8 protein-coding genes are annotated in these 15627 nt (G+C 70.3%); 4 read left to right on the top strand and 4 right to left on the bottom strand.

From position 1 onward, the window contains the following. Positions 1-13: 13 nt before the first annotated feature. On the bottom strand, positions 14-1615 hold the full coding sequence (locus ACP156_RS05265; protein WP_425050255.1) for an amino acid ABC transporter ATP-binding/permease protein: 1602 nt from the start codon (positions 1613-1615) through the stop codon (positions 14-16). Beyond that, positions 1612-3264 carry an ABC transporter ATP-binding protein/permease gene (locus ACP156_RS05260; protein ID WP_425050254.1) on the bottom strand — a complete coding sequence of 551 codons (1653 nt, stop codon included), beginning with the start codon at positions 3262-3264 and terminating at the stop codon, positions 1612-1614. The genes ACP156_RS05265 and ACP156_RS05260 overlap by 4 nt, the downstream gene beginning before the upstream one ends. Positions 3265-3423: 159 nt before the next feature. On the opposite strand from ACP156_RS05260, the gene ACP156_RS05255 reads away from it, so the two are divergent. The 4 genes from ACP156_RS05255 to ACP156_RS05240 all read left to right on the top strand — a co-directional run bounded on the left by ACP156_RS05255 (position 3424) and on the right by ACP156_RS05240 (position 13959). After that, positions 3424-4149: a VIT1/CCC1 transporter family protein gene (locus ACP156_RS05255; RefSeq protein ID WP_425050253.1), complete on the top strand. Its 726-nt coding sequence runs from the start codon at positions 3424-3426 to the stop codon at positions 4147-4149. Between the two features lie 58 nt (positions 4150-4207). After that, on the top strand, positions 4208-5221 hold the full coding sequence (locus ACP156_RS05250) for an NAD-dependent epimerase/dehydratase family protein (RefSeq protein ID WP_425050252.1): 1014 nt from the start codon (positions 4208-4210) through the stop codon (positions 5219-5221). Between the two features lie 144 nt (positions 5222-5365). Next, positions 5366-6400, top strand: a complete 1035-nt coding sequence (locus ACP156_RS05245) for a Gfo/Idh/MocA family protein (protein ID WP_425050251.1) — start codon at positions 5366-5368, stop codon at positions 6398-6400. Positions 6401-6651: 251 nt separating this feature from the next. Then, the gene (locus ACP156_RS05240) at positions 6652-13959 is read left to right on the top strand and encodes a hypothetical protein (protein WP_425050250.1); all 7308 of its coding nucleotides are present in this window, start codon (positions 6652-6654) and stop codon (positions 13957-13959) included. Here ACP156_RS05240 and ACP156_RS05235 read toward each other — a convergent pair. Then, a complete protein-coding gene (locus ACP156_RS05235; protein WP_425050249.1) occupies positions 13943-15001 on the bottom strand; it encodes a diguanylate cyclase domain-containing protein in 1059 nt (352 codons plus the stop codon). The two genes, ACP156_RS05240 and ACP156_RS05235, sit on opposite strands and share 17 nt — an antisense overlap. Then, on the bottom strand, positions 14998-15585 hold the full coding sequence (locus tag ACP156_RS05230; RefSeq protein WP_425050248.1) for a heme NO-binding domain-containing protein: 588 nt from the start codon (positions 15583-15585) through the stop codon (positions 14998-15000). The genes ACP156_RS05235 and ACP156_RS05230 overlap by 4 nt, the downstream gene beginning before the upstream one ends. Positions 15586-15627 lie beyond the last annotated feature (42 nt).

Genomic DNA, 15627 nt, shown 5'->3' with positions numbered 1-15627 from the left:
TTTACGTGCCCCGTCACAAAACGACGCGCTTGCACTCAGCGAATACCCGGTGACCGGCGTTGCGGTGGAGTGTCGCAAGGATCGCCGTATCGGGCAGCGCCGCGCGCAGGCCGTCCAGCACGCGGGCGGCGGTGGCGTCGTCCAGCCCCTCGGTCGGCTCGTCCAGCAGCAGCAGGCGCGGCCGCCGGAGGATCGCGCGGGCAAGGGTCAATCGGCGCGCCTGCCCGCCGGACAGACCGGCGCCGCCCTCGCCCAGCAGGGTGTCCAGCCCGTCGCGTCCCCGCAGCGCCGGTGCCAGATCGACCGCGTCGAGCGCCTGCCACAACGCGTCGTCCGTGGTGCCCGGCGGCGCGGCGAGGGTCAGGTTGTCGCGGATCGTGCCGCCGATCAGAACGCTGCGCTGGGGCACCAGAGTCAGCGTGTCGCGCAAGGCGGCCTCGGGCCAGTCGGCGGGCGCGGTTCCGGCAATGGCGATCCGGGCGCCGCCCGCGGGCCAGAGCCCGGCGATCTTCAGCAGAAGCGTCGTCTTGCCCGCGCCGCTGGGGCCGGTCAGGGCCACGCCGTCGCCGGGCTCCACCCGGACGGACAGCGCGCCGTCATCCACCACCAGCAGTGGCCCATCGGACGCGGGCGCGGCACCGCCGCCGGTCTCGGGCGCGGTGATATCCACCCGCCGCGCGGCGGCGACCATGCGGCCAAGCTCGCCCACGCCACGTCGCAGCGGCGGCAGCGCCTCGGCCAGCGCCAGCGCGACGAAGAACCCGATCGCGGCGGGGGCCGGTGACCCGCCCAGCGACACCAGCCAGCCGCCCGCCAGCAACGCCAGCGTCGCCGCCACGGAAGACAGCGCCGCCAGCGCCACCCCGGCGCGGCGGTCCAACCGGTCCAGTTCGCGCGCCGCCGCCCGTGCGTCGGCGTCATGCCCAGCCAAGGCCGCCTCGCGCCCGAGCAGCCCGCCCGACAGCACCAGCGCCGCCCGGTCGCGCATTGCGTCGATCAGCCCGGTCCGCAGCGCCTGCGCCTGCCGCTCGCCCGTTTCAGAGGGCGCCATCGCCCGGCGGCCCAACCACCACAACGCCAGCGCCGCCCCCGGCAGATAGCCCGCCGCGACCGCCACCGCGACCGGCAGGCCCGACAGCCACGCCAGCATCGCGAAGGCCACGGCGTGCGTGACCAGCGCCGCCAGCGCGGGCAGGAACAACCGCAGCACCAGCCCGTCCAGCGCATCCACATCCGCCACGATCCGGGTCAGCGCGGCCTCGCCCCGCAGCCGCATCAGCGGTCTTGCGCCCTGCCCCGCCTGCCGCCGCAGCAGGTCCACCCGCAGCACCGCAAGCGCCCGAAGCGTCGCGTCATGGGTCAGCAGCCGCTCGCCATAGCGCGCCGCGGTCCGTCCCAGCGCCAGCAGCCGGACGCCTGCCGAGGGGCGGAACACGTCGAAGGCGATGCCGATGCCCGCAAGCCCCGCCACGCCGGTCGCGGTGATGAACCAGCCCGACAGGCCCAGCAGCGCCGCGCCCATGATCAGCACCAGCACCGCCAGCAGCGCGCCCCGCGCCATCGCGCCCGGAGACGCGGTCAGCAGACGGCGGAGGATGTTCAGAAGCGGCCTCACAGCGCCACCTCGCGATCCATCGCCGCCGCCATCGCCGGGTCGTGGGTGGCGACCAGAAGCGTGCGGCCCTCGTCCTTCAGGCGCACCAGAGCCGCGATCACCAGCGCCGCCGTCTCGGGGTCGAGGTCTGCTGTCGGTTCGTCGGCAAGGATCAGGTCGCCTCCCGTCGCAACCGCGCGGGCCAGCATCAGCCGCCGCGCCTCGCCCCCCGAGACGCCGCCGCCGCTTTCGCCAAGCCGGGTGTTCAGCCCCTCGGGCAGCCGTTCGACGATGTGGCGCGCCTGTGCGAGGTCCAGCGCGGGCCACGGATCAGCGCCGGTTCCGCGCGGGTCGAGGAATTCGGCCAGCGTCACGTCCGGGAAATGCGGCACCTGCGGCAGCCACGCAAGCCGCGCCCGCCACGCGTCGGCTGTCCCGGCGTCCAGCGCCTGACCGCAGACGGTGACGCGGCCGCCGGCCATCGGGACCAGCCCTGCGACGGCGGCCAGCGTCGTGGTCTTGCCGACGCCCGAAGAGCCGGTCAGCGCTACCGCCTCGCCGCCGGCGACATCCAGCGACGGCAGCGGAACCGCCCGCCCCGGCAGCGCCGCCGCGCCCTCGACCGCCAGCGTCAGCGGCCCGGCCAGCGGTTCGGCGGCCGCGCCGCTGCCGATCAGCGCGATCCGGTCCGCCGCGTCCAGCGCGTCAAGTTCGGCCACCACCGACAACCCCGCCGCCCGGTCGTGCCAGGCTGCCGCAAGGTCCCGTAAAGGCTGGAAGAACTCGGGCGCGATCAGCAGAAGGAACAGCCCCTGCGCCAACGTCATCTGCCCGCCCCAGGTGCCAAAGCCGATCTCTCCCAACAGCGAGAAGCCCACGAACACCGCCACCATCGCGACGCCCAGCGCGGCGAAGAGCTCCAGCACGGTGGACGACAGGAAAGCGATGCGCAGGACGGCCATGGTGCGCTCACGCAGGGCCTCGGCCCGGTCGCGGAAATCCTCTGCCGCGCGGTCGGCGGCGCCCAGCAGGCGCAGGTCCAGCAAGGCCGAAAGCCGGTCCATCAGCATGCCGTTCATGCTGCCGATCTCGTCCATCTGGCGGCGCGAGGCCTGTTCTGCCGCCATGCCGACCAGCGCCATGAACAAGGGGATCAGCGGCCCGGCGACCAGCAGCACCAGCCCCACCGCCCAGCTTTGCGAGAAGGCCAGCGCAAGTAGCACCAAAGGCAGCACGCGGGTCCGCGTCATGGCGACGTGATAGCGGGTGATCCACGGCTGCAGCATCGGCAGTTTCTGCACCACCAGCGCGGCGACAGCGGCGGAACTGTCGGGCCCCGGCGCGCGGATCTCGCGGCCCAGCAGCGCGGCGCGCTCGCGGGCAATGGTGCGGTCGGCGGCATCGAACAGCAGCGCGCCCGCGCGGGCGTCCAGCGCCGCGCGGACCAGCCCCGCCAGCAGGAACCCCGCCGCGCCCAGCGCGGTCCGCGTCAGGGCGGTCTCGCCCGCCGCCCAGCCGGCGATCACCCACGCGATGCAGGCCGCCTGCACCGGCCACAGCAGCCCGGCCACGACCGCCAGCGCGCCCGCCCGTCCAAGGCTGCGCTTGACCGGCGCGATGATCCGCGCCGTGGCCCGCGCCTGCGGGCTTTTGCTGGAAGTGTCCGTCATCCGGTGCCGTCCTGTTCGCGCCCGCGACCCTGCACCTTGCGGCCAGCGGCTCCAAGCGCAATCCGCCTGCCTGCGACGCCGGCGCGCAGGTCATCGGGCCTTCCCCTCGCGCCCGCTTTGCGGCAGCCTCGCCTCGCCAGCCACCGAGAAGGAGCCAGCATGTCCGATAGCACGACACCCGCGACCCGGCGGCTCGGGCGGGTGCAGCACCTGCTCAAGCAGATCGTCTACGGCGGCAACGACGGGATCGTGACGACCTTCGCGATCGTCGCGGGCTATGCGGGCGCCGCGGCAGAGGGGCCCGAGAAGATCGGCGCGCTGGCGGTGCTGGTGTTCGGGTTGGCGAACCTCGTGGCCGACGGCGTGTCGATGGGGATGGGCGAGTTCCTGTCCACCCGGTCGCAGCGTGACCTGTACCGCAGCCGCCGCGCGGCGGGGCTGTCGCGGTTCCGCGCCGATCCCGACGCCGGGCGCGACGAGATCGCCGGTTTGCTCGCCGCGCGCGGCCTGCCGTCCGAGGACGCCGCCGCCGCCGCGCGGCATCTGTCGCGCAGCCCGGAACTGATCGAGGACATCCGCCTGTCCTACGGCGAAGGCATCGCCGACATGCGGCTTGCCCGCCCGGTGTACGAGGGGCTGACGACCTTCGCCGCCTTCCTCGTGTTCGGCATCGTGCCGCTTCTGCCCTACCTCATGCTCGAGGACGACCATGACCGCGCCCTGATCTTGTCGGTGGTCGCCACCTTCGGCGCGCTGCTTGGCCTTGGCCTCGTCCGCTGGCGCACCACGGGCGTCGGCGCGCTGGTCGCGGTGGTCGAAACCGTGGGCGTCGGAGCGCTGTGCGCGGCGGTGGCCTTTGGCGTCGGCGCGCTAGTCGGCGGGTAGGCATCGGCGGCGGATCACGCTAACTGTCGCGAAACGCCCCAGTCAGGAGCCCTGCCCCGTGCCTCGCGTCCTTATCACCGGAACCGCCGGTTTCATCGGCTTCCACCTTGCGCAGCTTCTGCTGAAGGACGGCTTCCGCGTGCATGGCTACGACGGCATGACGGATTACTACGACGTCGCCCTCAAGCGCCGCCGCCACGCGATCCTGCTGCAGAACGAGGGATTCTCCGCCACCGAGGGCATGCTGGAAGACGAGACGCTGCTGTGGCAGGTCGCGCGCGACTTCGCGCCCGACGTGATCGTCCACCTCGCCGGGCAGGCCGGTGTGCGCTATTCGCTGGAAGCCCCCCGCGCCTATCTGGACGCCAACGTGATCGGCACCTTCAATGTGATGGAGGCCGCGCGCGAGTTGAAGGTCGACCATCTGCTGATGGCCTCAACCTCGTCCGTCTACGGCGCGAACGAGGATATGCCCTATGCCGAGACCGACAAGGCCGACACCCAGCTGACGATCTATGCGGCGACCAAGAAAGCCAACGAGTCGATGTCGCACGCCTATGCGCATCTGCACGGCATACCGACGACGATGTTCCGCTTTTTCACCGTCTACGGGCCTTGGGGCCGGCCCGACATGGCGCTGTTCAAGTTCGTCGACGCGATCCTGAACGACCGGCCCATCGACATCTACAACCACGGCGAGATGTACCGCGACTTCACCTATGTCGAAGACCTCGTGCGCGGCATCCGCCTGCTGATCGACACGCCGCCCGAACGGCCCGCCGACGCGTCCGAGGTCGAGGACGGCGACAGCCTGTCCCCCGTCGCGCCGTGGCGGGTGGTGAACATCGGCAATTCGGACAAGGTGCGGCTTCTGGACTTCGTCGACGCCATCGAAGCGGAACTGGGCGTCCCGGCCCGGCGCAACATGATGGAAATGCAGCCCGGCGACGTGCCCGCCACTTGGGCCGACGCGACGCTGTTGCAGCGGCTGACGGGGTATCGCCCGCAAACGGATGTGCGCGAGGGGATCGCGGCCTTCGTCGCGTGGTATCGCGACTATTACGGGCGCTGAGGCGCGGATATTCGGCTGCTGGGGGGCTTTGCCCCCCGGCCCTGCGGGCCTCCCCCCAGGATATTTTCGGACCAAAGAAGACTGGGCGCTTTCAAATCCGGAAACGCGCCGCTAGCGTCCGCCCGTCTGAAGGGAGGAGCGGACATGGCTGACTTGCGCGTTGCCGTCATCGGCGCGGGGATCATCGGGGGCACCCACATCGCGACGCTGGGGCGAAGCCGGGGCATGGCGCTGTGCTGCGTCGTCGACCCGACCGAGGCCGGCGCGGCCCATGCCGCCGAGCGCGGCGTGCCGCACCACGCCGATGTCGAGGCGATGCTTGCAGCGGGTGGCGCCGACGCCGCCGTGGTCGCCACGCCGAACCACACCCATGTTCCGATCGCCACGGTGCTGCTGAAGGCGGGCATTCCGGTGTTGCTGGAGAAGCCCGTCGCGAACACGGTGGCCGAGGGCGAGGCGCTGCGCGCGGTGGCAGAGCAGACCGGCGTGCCGCTGCTGGTGGGCCATCACCGGCGCCACAACCCGATGGTGAAAGCCGCCCGCGCCGCGATCTCGGAGGGCCGGTTCGGCACGCTGGTGACCGCGAACGTGCAGGCGGTGATGGCGAAACCGCAGGCGTATTTCGACGTGAAATGGCGCACCCAGCCCGGCGCGGGCGGGGTGATGGCGATCAACCTGATCCACGAGATCGACCTGCTGCGTCACCTGTTCGGCGAGGTGTCGCGGGTGCAGGGCACGATCTCCAGCGCCGCGCGCGGGCTGGAGGTGGAAGACAGCGCCGCCGCGATCCTCGAGTTCGCCGATGGCGGCATCGCCAGCGTGGTGACCACCGACGCCGGCTGCGGGCCGTGGACCTATGACCTTGGCTCGGGCGAAAGCCCACGGCTGCCGGTGCATGACATCTACGCCCACAGCTATGCCGGGACGAAGGCGGGCATGTCGCTGCCGGACGCCGCGTTCTGGACCCACCCCGGAGCGCCGGACTGGTTCCAGAAAATGGAGCGCGGGCGGCTCGACTTCGCGCCGTCGGACCCGTTCGTGGGCCAGATGGAGCATTTCGGCGCGCTGGCGCGGGGCGAGGCCGAGCCGCTGGTGAGCTGTGCCGATGGTATCGCAAACATGGCGGTGATCGAGGCGATCCGCAGCTCGGCCGAAACCGGGCGCCCGGTCTCCCTTTGACCCGGCGCCGGCGGGCCCGTCCGGGTGTCGCATTTTTGCATGCGCCCTTTGAAAACGGCCCCGCGACAGGGCGTTAACCGTTCCGGAATCGGCAGTGGCGGGGCAAGTTCCGGTTGTCTGGGGAGACATGCGGATAGGGTAGAGATTGAACCCTGTTAAGGTGGCGGCCTGATCCGGGCCATGCCACCCGTGCGTCGCGCACCCGATCCGCGCCCTCCCCTTGCGCCGTTGATGATTTGCCGGGGACCCCGATGCGCATCTGTGTACTCGCGAAATGCCTTTCCGCCCTCGTGCTGTGCCTTGCCGCCGCCGTTTCGGCGCAGACGGCCGCGGCGCAGCCGACGCTGGCGACGGAATTCTCGCCGGACGAGATCGGCGCCGGGGGCACCTCGACCCTGACCTACACGATCACCAACGGCTCGGGCAGCCCGGTCACCGATCTTGCGTTCACCAACACCTTCCCGGCGGCGATCACCATCCAGACCCCGGCAAGCGCCGCGACAACCTGTACCGGCGGGACCCTGACCGCGCCTGCGGGTGGCGGCACCGTGACCTTATCGGACGGGACGGTTGCGGGCGGCGGGAGTTGCACCGTGACGGTACAGGTGACCGCCACCACCATCGGCGACCACACCAACCCCTCTGTCACGCTCAGCAGTTCGGCAGGCAGTTCGGCGAGCCTTGCGCATGACCTGACCGTCAGCGCCTCGGCGCCGGGATTCACCAAGACGCTGTCGCCCGCCTCAGTCGGGCTGAGCGACACCAGCACGGTGACCTACACCTTCGACAACACCGCAAGCGCCACCGCCGTCACCTATCTGTCATTTTCCGAGACGTTGCCCGCGGGGCTTGTGATCGAGTCGCCTGCGAACGTCACGAACACCTGCGGCGGTTTCAGCTCCACCATTTCGGCGCCTGCGGGCGGCGACACCTTCAGCGCGGCTGTGCAGGGTCTGAACACGCCCGCCTATTACGTGGTGCCGGCCGGCGCCAGCTGTACCGTCAGCTTCGACATCAAGACCTCGGCCTCCGGCACCTATGACCTGACCTCGTCCAGCCTGACCTACGGCATCAGCGGCAGCGGGTCGCAGATGCAGGCCGGGGCCTCGACCGCGGCGCTGACGGTGACGACGCCGCCCGCCGGTGTCGTGGGCCTGATCAAGGACTTCACCTCGAACACCGTCGCGCCGGGCGGCACGGTGGAGCTTGCGTTCACCCTGACCAACCCCAGCAGCAGCAGCGACGCCACCGGCGTCACCTTCACCGACGATCTCGACGCGATGCTGTCGGGCGCGGTGGTGACGGGGGCGCTGCCGAGCAATCCCTGCGGCGTAGGATCGGCGCTGAGCGGCAGTTCGCTGCTGACCCTGACCGGCGGCACCATTGGCGCGCGGGATGCGTGCTCTTTCACGGTGACGGTGCAGGTGCCGGGCGGCGCGGCGGCGGGCGACTATGTCAACACCACCAGCACCGTCAGCGCCACGATCGACGGCGCGGCGACCTCGGGCCCGGCGGACAGCGACACGCTGACCGTGCTCAGCGGCCAGCCCGGGACGCTGGCGAAGGCGTTCTCGCCCGACACGCTGGCGGCCGGCGACACCGGTCAGCTTGTCTATACCCTTGCCAACCCGAACGGGTCGCTGGCGCTGGGCGACCTCGCCTTTTCGGACAACGTCAATGACTTCGGGGCCAACGTGACGGTCACCGGGATCGCCACGACCTGCGGCGGCTCGGCCGCGCTGACCTCGGCGACCGAGTTCCAGCTGGTCTCGGGCGCACTGGCGGCCAGTGCCACCTGTACGGTGACGCTGGATTTCAGCCTTTCGGCCTCGACCCCGAACGGAACCTATGGCGGGACGAGTTCGGCGCTTACCGGCACCTTTCCCGACACCTCGAGCTTCGCCGGCAACGCCGCCTCGGGCACCGTGCTGGTCGGTCCGGGCGGCGATCTTGCCGGACTGACGCTGACCAAGACCTTCAACGCCGTTTCCGCTGGCGAGGGCACCACCGTCGCGATGAGCCTTGTGCTGAACAACAGCTCCGAGACGGTGTCGGCGACGCAGCTTTCCTTCACCGACGACCTCGATGCCTTCTACAGCGGCACGACGCTGGGATCGGTGCTGACCAACACCTGCGGCGGCTCGGTCGGCGGCAGTTCGACGCTTAGCTACACCGGCGGCACCGTCGCCCCCGATTCCACCTGCGAAATAGAGGTCGAGCTGTCGCTGGGCACCTCTGGCACCGGAAGTTTCCTAAACACGACCAGCAACCTGACCGCCGCTGCCGACAGTGGCGCGGCCTCGGAACTGACGGGCACCACCGCGTCCGACAGCCTGACGATCACCACCTACTCGGCGCTGGACCTGACCAAGGAGTTCATCGACGATCCGGCGGTTCCGGGCGGAACCGTCACGCTGCGGTTCTCGCTGACCAACCCGAACAGCGATGCAGGCGCCGCAGCCAGCAGCATCGTGTTCTCTGACAACCTGTCGAACACCATGAGCGGGCTTGCCGCAACCGGGCTTCCGGCCAGCGTCTGCGGCGGCACCGTGTCGGGCACCACCTCGCTTCTGTTCAGCGGCGGATCGCTGGCGCCGGGCGCAAGCTGCAGCTTCGACGTGACCCTTTCGGTGCCCGGGGGCGCGACGTCCGGAACCTATGGCAACACCACCAGCGGCATCGCGGCCACCATCGACGGCGCGGCCTATACCGGCGCGGCGGCTTCGGATCAGCTGGTGGTCGAGGCGGACCCGCTGTCGATCCTGTCCGACTTCACCGACAGCCCCGTCGTGGCGGGCGACACGGCCACGCTGGTCTACAGCTTCGAGAACACCAGCAGCGCGCAGGGCATCACCGGAGCCGCCTTCACCGACGCGATTTCGACGGCGATCCCCGGCGCCAGCTTCTCGGTCGCCGGCAACTCCTGCGGCGGCACGGTCAGCGGCAGCGGCACGGCAAGCTTCTCGGGCATCGACCTTGCGGCTTCGGCGACTTGTACGGTTACGCTGGAGGTCACGGTTCCCGGCGGCACCGCAACGGGCGATTACAGCACGACCCCCGCCACCGCGAGCTACGACTTCGGCGGCGCCTCGCTGACCGCGACGCCCGGCGGCGCCACGCTGACGGTGACCGACTTCGTCGCGCCGACCTTCACCAAGGCGTTCTCGGTCGAGGCCGAGGCCGCCGGGGCAGCCGTCGACGTGACCTTCTCGATCACCAACAACGACGCCAGTCCCCTGTCCGGGCTGGCATTCAGCGACGATCTGTCGGCCTTCCTGTCGGGCACCGTCGCGACCTCGCTGCCGTCGACGCCCTGCGGCGCGGGGTCCGCCATCTCGGGTACGTCGCTGCTGACCCTGACCGGCGGCACACTGGCGGCGTCGGGCACGTGTTCCTTCACGGTTTCGCTGCTGCTGCCCGCCGGTGCCACGCCCGGGAGTTACGGCAACACCACCAGCGACCTTACCAGCAACGGCCTGACCATCGCGTCGGGCGCGTCCGACAGCCTTGAAATCCTGCCGCCGCCTTCCTTCGCCAAGGCCTTCGCACTGGCGACCGTTGATCTGGGCGAGACGACGACGATGACGCTGACCATCGACAACGCGGCATCGGGCTATGCTGCGACCGCGCTGGACGTCACCGACAACCTGCCCGCCGGCATGGTCGTCGCCACCCCGCCCAACGCCTCGACCACCTGCACCGGCGGCACGCTGACGGCGGTGGCGGGGGCCGGAACCCTGTCGTACTCCGGCGGCACGGTGGCCGGCGCGGCGGCCTGCACCGTCTCGGTCGACGTCACCGGCACGACGGCGGGCGCCCTGACGAACACCACAGGCGATCTGACGTCGAGCCTTGGCAACTCTGGCGCGGCCAGCGCGACGCTGACGGTCAACGCCGCCATCGCCCCGACGCTGACCAAGGCTTTCGCGGTCTCGGGCGCGGATGAGGGCGAGACGGTGAACATGACCCTGACCGTCGCCAACCCCAACGCCTTTGTCGCGGTGGGCAGCATCAGCCTGACCGACACCTTCCCCGCCGGGCTGGAAGCTGCTGGAGCACCCTCGGGCGACGCTTTCTGCGTCGGCGGCAGCTTTGCGGGCGGCGACGGCGACCTTGCGATCTCGTGGACCGGCGGCAGCATCGATGCGGGCGAGACCTGCACCGTGACCGTCGCGGTCCGTGTCACCGGCACCGCGGACGTGACCAATACGGCAGAGCTTACTTCTGACGCCAACGCCACCCCGGTCGACGCCAGCGACACGCTGCTGGTCAATGCGGGCGCGCTGCCGACGCTGGCCAAAAGCTTCTCGGAAACCGGCGTCACGCAGGGCGAGGCCCTGACCATGACGGTCGAGATCGGCAACCCCAACGCCTTCGTCGACATCGCCGACCTCGACATGACGGACGCCTTCCCGGCCGGGCTGGAAATCTCGACCGACGCGGTCGGGGACGCCACCTGTTCGACCGGCGCGCTGACCGGCGCGGCGGGCGATACCGCGCTGTCGTGGACCGGCGGCGTGCTGGCGGCGGGCGAGACCTGCACCATCACCGTGGGCGTCACCGTCACCGGCGACAGCAGCCTGAGCAACACCGCCGAACTGGTGTCCGAGCGCAACGCGACCGCGATCCCCGCCACCGCCGCGCTGGCGGTGTCTCCGGCGGGCGCGCCGCTGCTGACCAAAAGCTTCTCGCAGGGCACCGCCACGCAGGGCGAGACGCTGACGATGACGCTGGCGGTCGAGAACGCGAACGACTTCGCCACTGTCACCGACATCGACCTGACCGACGCCTTCCCCGCCGGGCTGGAGATCGCCACCGCCGCCTCGGGCGACGCGACCTGCGCCAGCGGCACTCTGGCGGGTGATGCGGGCGACACCCAGCTTGACTGGACCGACGGCGTTCTTGCGCCGGGCGAGACCTGCACCATCACCGCCGACGTCACCGTCACCGGCGGCAGCGACCTTACGAACACGGCCGAGATGACGTCCAGCGCGAACGCCGCCCCGGTCAGCGCGAACGCCAGCCTCACCGTGACCGGCGGCAGCGGCCCGGACCTGACCAAGGCGTTCTCCGAAACCACCGCCGAGGTCGGGCAGGAAGTCACGATGACCCTGACCCTGTCGAACCCGAACAATTTCCTCGACCTGACCGGCATCGACCTGACCGACACTTTCCCCGCCGGGCTTGAGATCACCACCGGTGCTGCGGGCGACGCGGGCTGCACCGGCGGCACGCTGACCGGCGTGGCGGGCGGCACCTCGGTCGACTGGAGCGGCGGCAGCATCGGCATCGGCGAGACCTGCACCATCACCGCGGGCGTCACCGGCACCGCCACCGGGTCGGTCACCAACTCTGCCGAAGTCACGTCGATCTACAACGCCGCCGCCACGCAGGCGCTGGCGACGATCACCTTCGTCGACAAGCTGCCGCCCGAGCTGACCAAGACCTTCTCGGCCTCGGCTGCGGTTCAGGGCGAGACGCTGACGCTGACCCTTGCGGTCACCAACCCGAACAGCTTCTCGGAACTGGACGGCGTGGCGCTGTCCGACACCTTCCCGGCGGGCCTTGTGCTGGCCACCGACGCCACGGCGGACGCGGGCTGTACCGGCGGCACGTTGACCGGCGCCGCGGGCGAAACCGCGATCGGCTGGACCGGCGGCACGCTGGCCACCGGCGCGACCTGTACCGTGACCGCCGAGGTGACGGTGACGGGCACCACCGACCTGACCAACACCGCCTCTGTCACCACGACCACCTTCCCGACGGCGTTGGACGCCAGCGCCGCGCTGACCGTCACCGCCGCCCCGCCGCCGGGCTTCGCGATGGCCTTCTCGCCCGCGATCATTCCGCAGGGCAGCACCACCCGCGTGACCTTCACGCTGGACAACAGCGGCGCGCTGATCGACGCCGACACCGCCGCCTTCGCCGCCACCTTCGACAGCGCGCTGGTGCTGGCCGCCGATCCGGCCGTCTCGAACAGCTGCACCGGCGGCACCGTGACCGCTGCGGCGGGCACAAGCAGCCTGTCGCTGTCCGGCGCCACGATCCCGGCGGGCGACAGCTGTGAGATCGGCGTCACCGTCACGGGCACCACGGTCGGCACCTTCGCCGAAACCGCCGGGCCGCTGACCACGTCGCTGGGCGCCAGCGGCAGCGCGAGCGCAACGCTCGAGGTCGAGGCCGTCACCGGCGGCACCGTGACCTTCATCCAGCGCGCCGACCCGGACGGAACCTTCAGCTTTACCTCGGCCGAGGCGCTGCTGAACTTCTCGATCGTCACCAGCGGCGGCAATGGCAGCTATGGCCCCGTTACCCTTGCGCCCGGCAGCTACACCGTTGTGCAATCGCGGCCCGCGGGCTTCGGCAACTCGGCCATCTCCTGCTCTGACGCCGACAGCTCCGCCACCGCGCAAAGCGGCGAGATCGTGCTGGACGTCGCGGCCGGAGAGGCGATCACCTGCACCCTCACCTCGGTCCAGACCGACACCAAGACCGTCGAGACCATCAACCGGTTCCTGTTCCGCCGCGCCGACCTGCTGCTGGCCTCTGAACCGGACATGGCCCGCCGCATCGACCGGCTGACCCGCGGCTTCGGCAACGCCAGCGCGCTGCGCTTCGCGACGGGCGACGTGATGTCCTTCTCGCCCTTCAACTTCGACCCGATGTCGCTGCGGTCGGACACCATCAACGTCTCGGGCAGCCTGCTGACGATGCGGCAGGCGGGAGCGAGCCTGAAACTGGCCCACGGCGCGACCAGCGACACCGCCTTTGTGTCGAACTACCGCTGGGACGCGTGGTTCGAGGCGCAGTTCAAGAAATTCGACGACAGCGAGGGCGAGGGCCGCTTTGGAGTCGTCTACTTCGGCGCCGACTATCTGGTGACCGACAGCGTGCTGGTCGGCCTGATGACCAGCATCGACATGATCACCGAGGAATCGCCCGCGAACGACACCACCGTCTCGGGCGGCGGCTGGATGATGGGCCCCTACATGACCGCGCGGCTGGCGCCGAACCTGTATTTCGACGCGCGCGTCGCGGCGGGGACGTCGACCAACAAGATCAGCCCGTTCAACACCTACACCGACAGCTTCCGCACGTCGCGCTGGATGGCGCAGATGAGCCTGACCGGCGACTACCGCAAAGGGCCGTGGACGATCCGCCCGAACGCCTCGCTGTCCTATTTCCAGGAGACACAGGACGGCTATGTCGACGGGCTGGGCGTGACGATCCCCAGCCAGACCATCGCGCTGGGTCAGGCGCGGTTCGGGCCGACCATCGCGGGCAACTTCGTCACCGACGGCGGCCTGTCCTATCGCCCCTATTTCACGCTTGAAGCGATCTACAACATGGGCACGACGATGGGTGTCACGCTGGCCGACGACTCGCCCAACTCGGACGGCTGGCGCGGACGGTTCCAGACCGGCGTCAGCTTCGCGATGCCCGAGGGCGCGTCGCTGTCGCTGGGCGCAAGCTATGACGGCCTGTTCCGCGACGACTATGAAACGCTGGGCTTCAGCTTCAAATTCGAGATCCCGCTGGCGATCACGAAGGCGGAGTGATCCGGGCGGGTGGTTCGCCTGCTTCCGGCCTGTGCGTCGCGTCTTCACCGGCGAAGCCATAGCGTGCCCTGCCCGCCCGTTTCGACCGGTACAGCGCCGCGTCGGCGTCTTGCAGCATCCGGTCGGGATCGGGGCGCGGATAGTCCTGACTGAGCGCGATGCCGATGCTTCCCGAAATCTCGCACCGGGCGCCGTCATATTCCACCGGCTCGGACAGCCGCCGCAGCAGGCGCGAGGCGATGCGGGCCAGCCGGCGGCGTTCGGTCAGGCGGTAGAAGATCAGCACGAACTCGTCCCCGCCCACACGCGCCACGGTGTCCGCCTCGCGCGTTTCCTCGCGCAGGATCGCGGCGACCTGTTGCAGCACATGGTCGCCCGCGGCGTGGCCGCGCGTGTCGTTCACCGCCTTGAACCGGTCGAGGTCGAGATGCATCAGCGCGAACGCCTCGCGCGAGGCGGCATAGCGCTGCAACGCCATGTCCAGCGCGCGCCGGTTCCGCAGCCCGGTCAGCGTGTCGCTGTGCGCCTGTTCCACCGCCGCGCTTTTCGCCCCGTCCAGCCGAAGCGTCAGGCGGCGCAGATCGGCCTGCACGGCGGCGTTCGCCTCGACCAGATACAGCATTTCCACCGTCAGGTCGGTGGGCGCGAAGTCGGCGCCGGTCAGATCGTAGGCCGCCAAAGCCTCGACCGCGCCGATGCCGAAGGACAGGTTGATCAGCATGCCGCCGTCGGGCAGCGCCTGACCGTGCCCCTTGAACGCGGTGCGCGGCTGGTCGCGGAAGGCCATCACCAGCGGCGCGCCACAGGCCGCGCGCAGGTCGGCGAAAGACCCGACGCCGCGCGGGCGGCGCGGTTCGAACACCTCAAGCAGGCGGCGCCCTGCCAGCGGCGCGTCGGGCCTTAACTTGGCCAGCGTCGGCCCAGCGTGGCGGATGTGGCCCGAAGCGGCGACGGTCAGCGACATCGGCATGAACAGGTCGACCGCGTCGGCGTCCAGCACCACGGCCCCGTCCGGTGCAGGACCCTGGACCGAGGGGATCATCCCGCCTTCAGCCTTAGATCGAACCGCCGCCCCGCGCTGAACGCGGGCTCTGCCAGCCGGATGCTTACGATCTCGCAGGCGGCGGCGCGTCCCTTGTGTTCCAGCAAGACCAGCGCGCCGTAATCGTCGGCCATCGCCCGCAGCATACCCACCATCACATGCCCGAACCCGGGCACATAGTGGGTGACCGTCAGCGTATAGTCGCCGCTGTCATGTTCGCGCAGGTCCAGCACCGGCAGTTCAAGGTCGGGCACGGCCAGCCGCGCGCGTTCGGGCAATTCCTCAAGCGAGTACAGGAAGTCGTGGAAGTCCGGGCCGCAGAACCGCAACAGCCTGCGGACCACCTGCATCGCCGGGTGCGCGACAAGGTAGGTTCCCAGATCCTCCAGCAACGTCTCGCGCGGCTTGCCAAGATGCTGGCTGGCAGCGCTCAGCACCTCTGGCGTGCGGGTCTCGCGGTTGGGCATCATCGCCTCGAACCCCTCGGGGTCGAGCCCCGCGGCCTTCGCCACATCCTCCCACACCGGGCGGCCATAGGTGTCTTCGAGAAAACACTGGATCGACCGGATGATCATCCCGTGCATCGCCACGCCTCGCATCGTCTGTCGCGGCAAGGCTAGTCGACA

This window comes from Psychromarinibacter sp. S121 (assembly GCF_049801035.1).
Classification (GTDB): Bacteria; Pseudomonadota; Alphaproteobacteria; order Rhodobacterales; family Rhodobacteraceae; genus Psychromarinibacter.
The sequence above is the reverse complement of the archived record's forward strand: the minus strand, read 5'-3'. Positions and strand labels throughout refer to the sequence as shown.

Bases quoted from the DNA above. Each gene is read 5' to 3' on its own strand.
- ACP156_RS05230 (WP_425050248.1), bottom strand. From the start codon at position 15,585: ATGCACGGGATGATCATCCGGTCGATCCAGTGTTTTCTCGAAGACACC.
- ACP156_RS05235 (WP_425050249.1), bottom strand. From the start codon at position 15,001: ATGATCCCCTCGGTCCAGGGTCCTGCACCGGACGGGGCCGTGGTGCTG.
- ACP156_RS05245 (WP_425050251.1), top strand. From the start codon at position 5,366: ATGGCTGACTTGCGCGTTGCCGTCATCGGCGCGGGGATCATCGGGGGC.
- ACP156_RS05255 (WP_425050253.1), top strand. From the start codon at position 3,424: ATGTCCGATAGCACGACACCCGCGACCCGGCGGCTCGGGCGGGTGCAG.
- ACP156_RS05240 (WP_425050250.1), top strand. From the start codon at position 6,652: ATGCGCATCTGTGTACTCGCGAAATGCCTTTCCGCCCTCGTGCTGTGC.
- ACP156_RS05260 (WP_425050254.1), bottom strand. From the start codon at position 3,264: ATGACGGACACTTCCAGCAAAAGCCCGCAGGCGCGGGCCACGGCGCGG.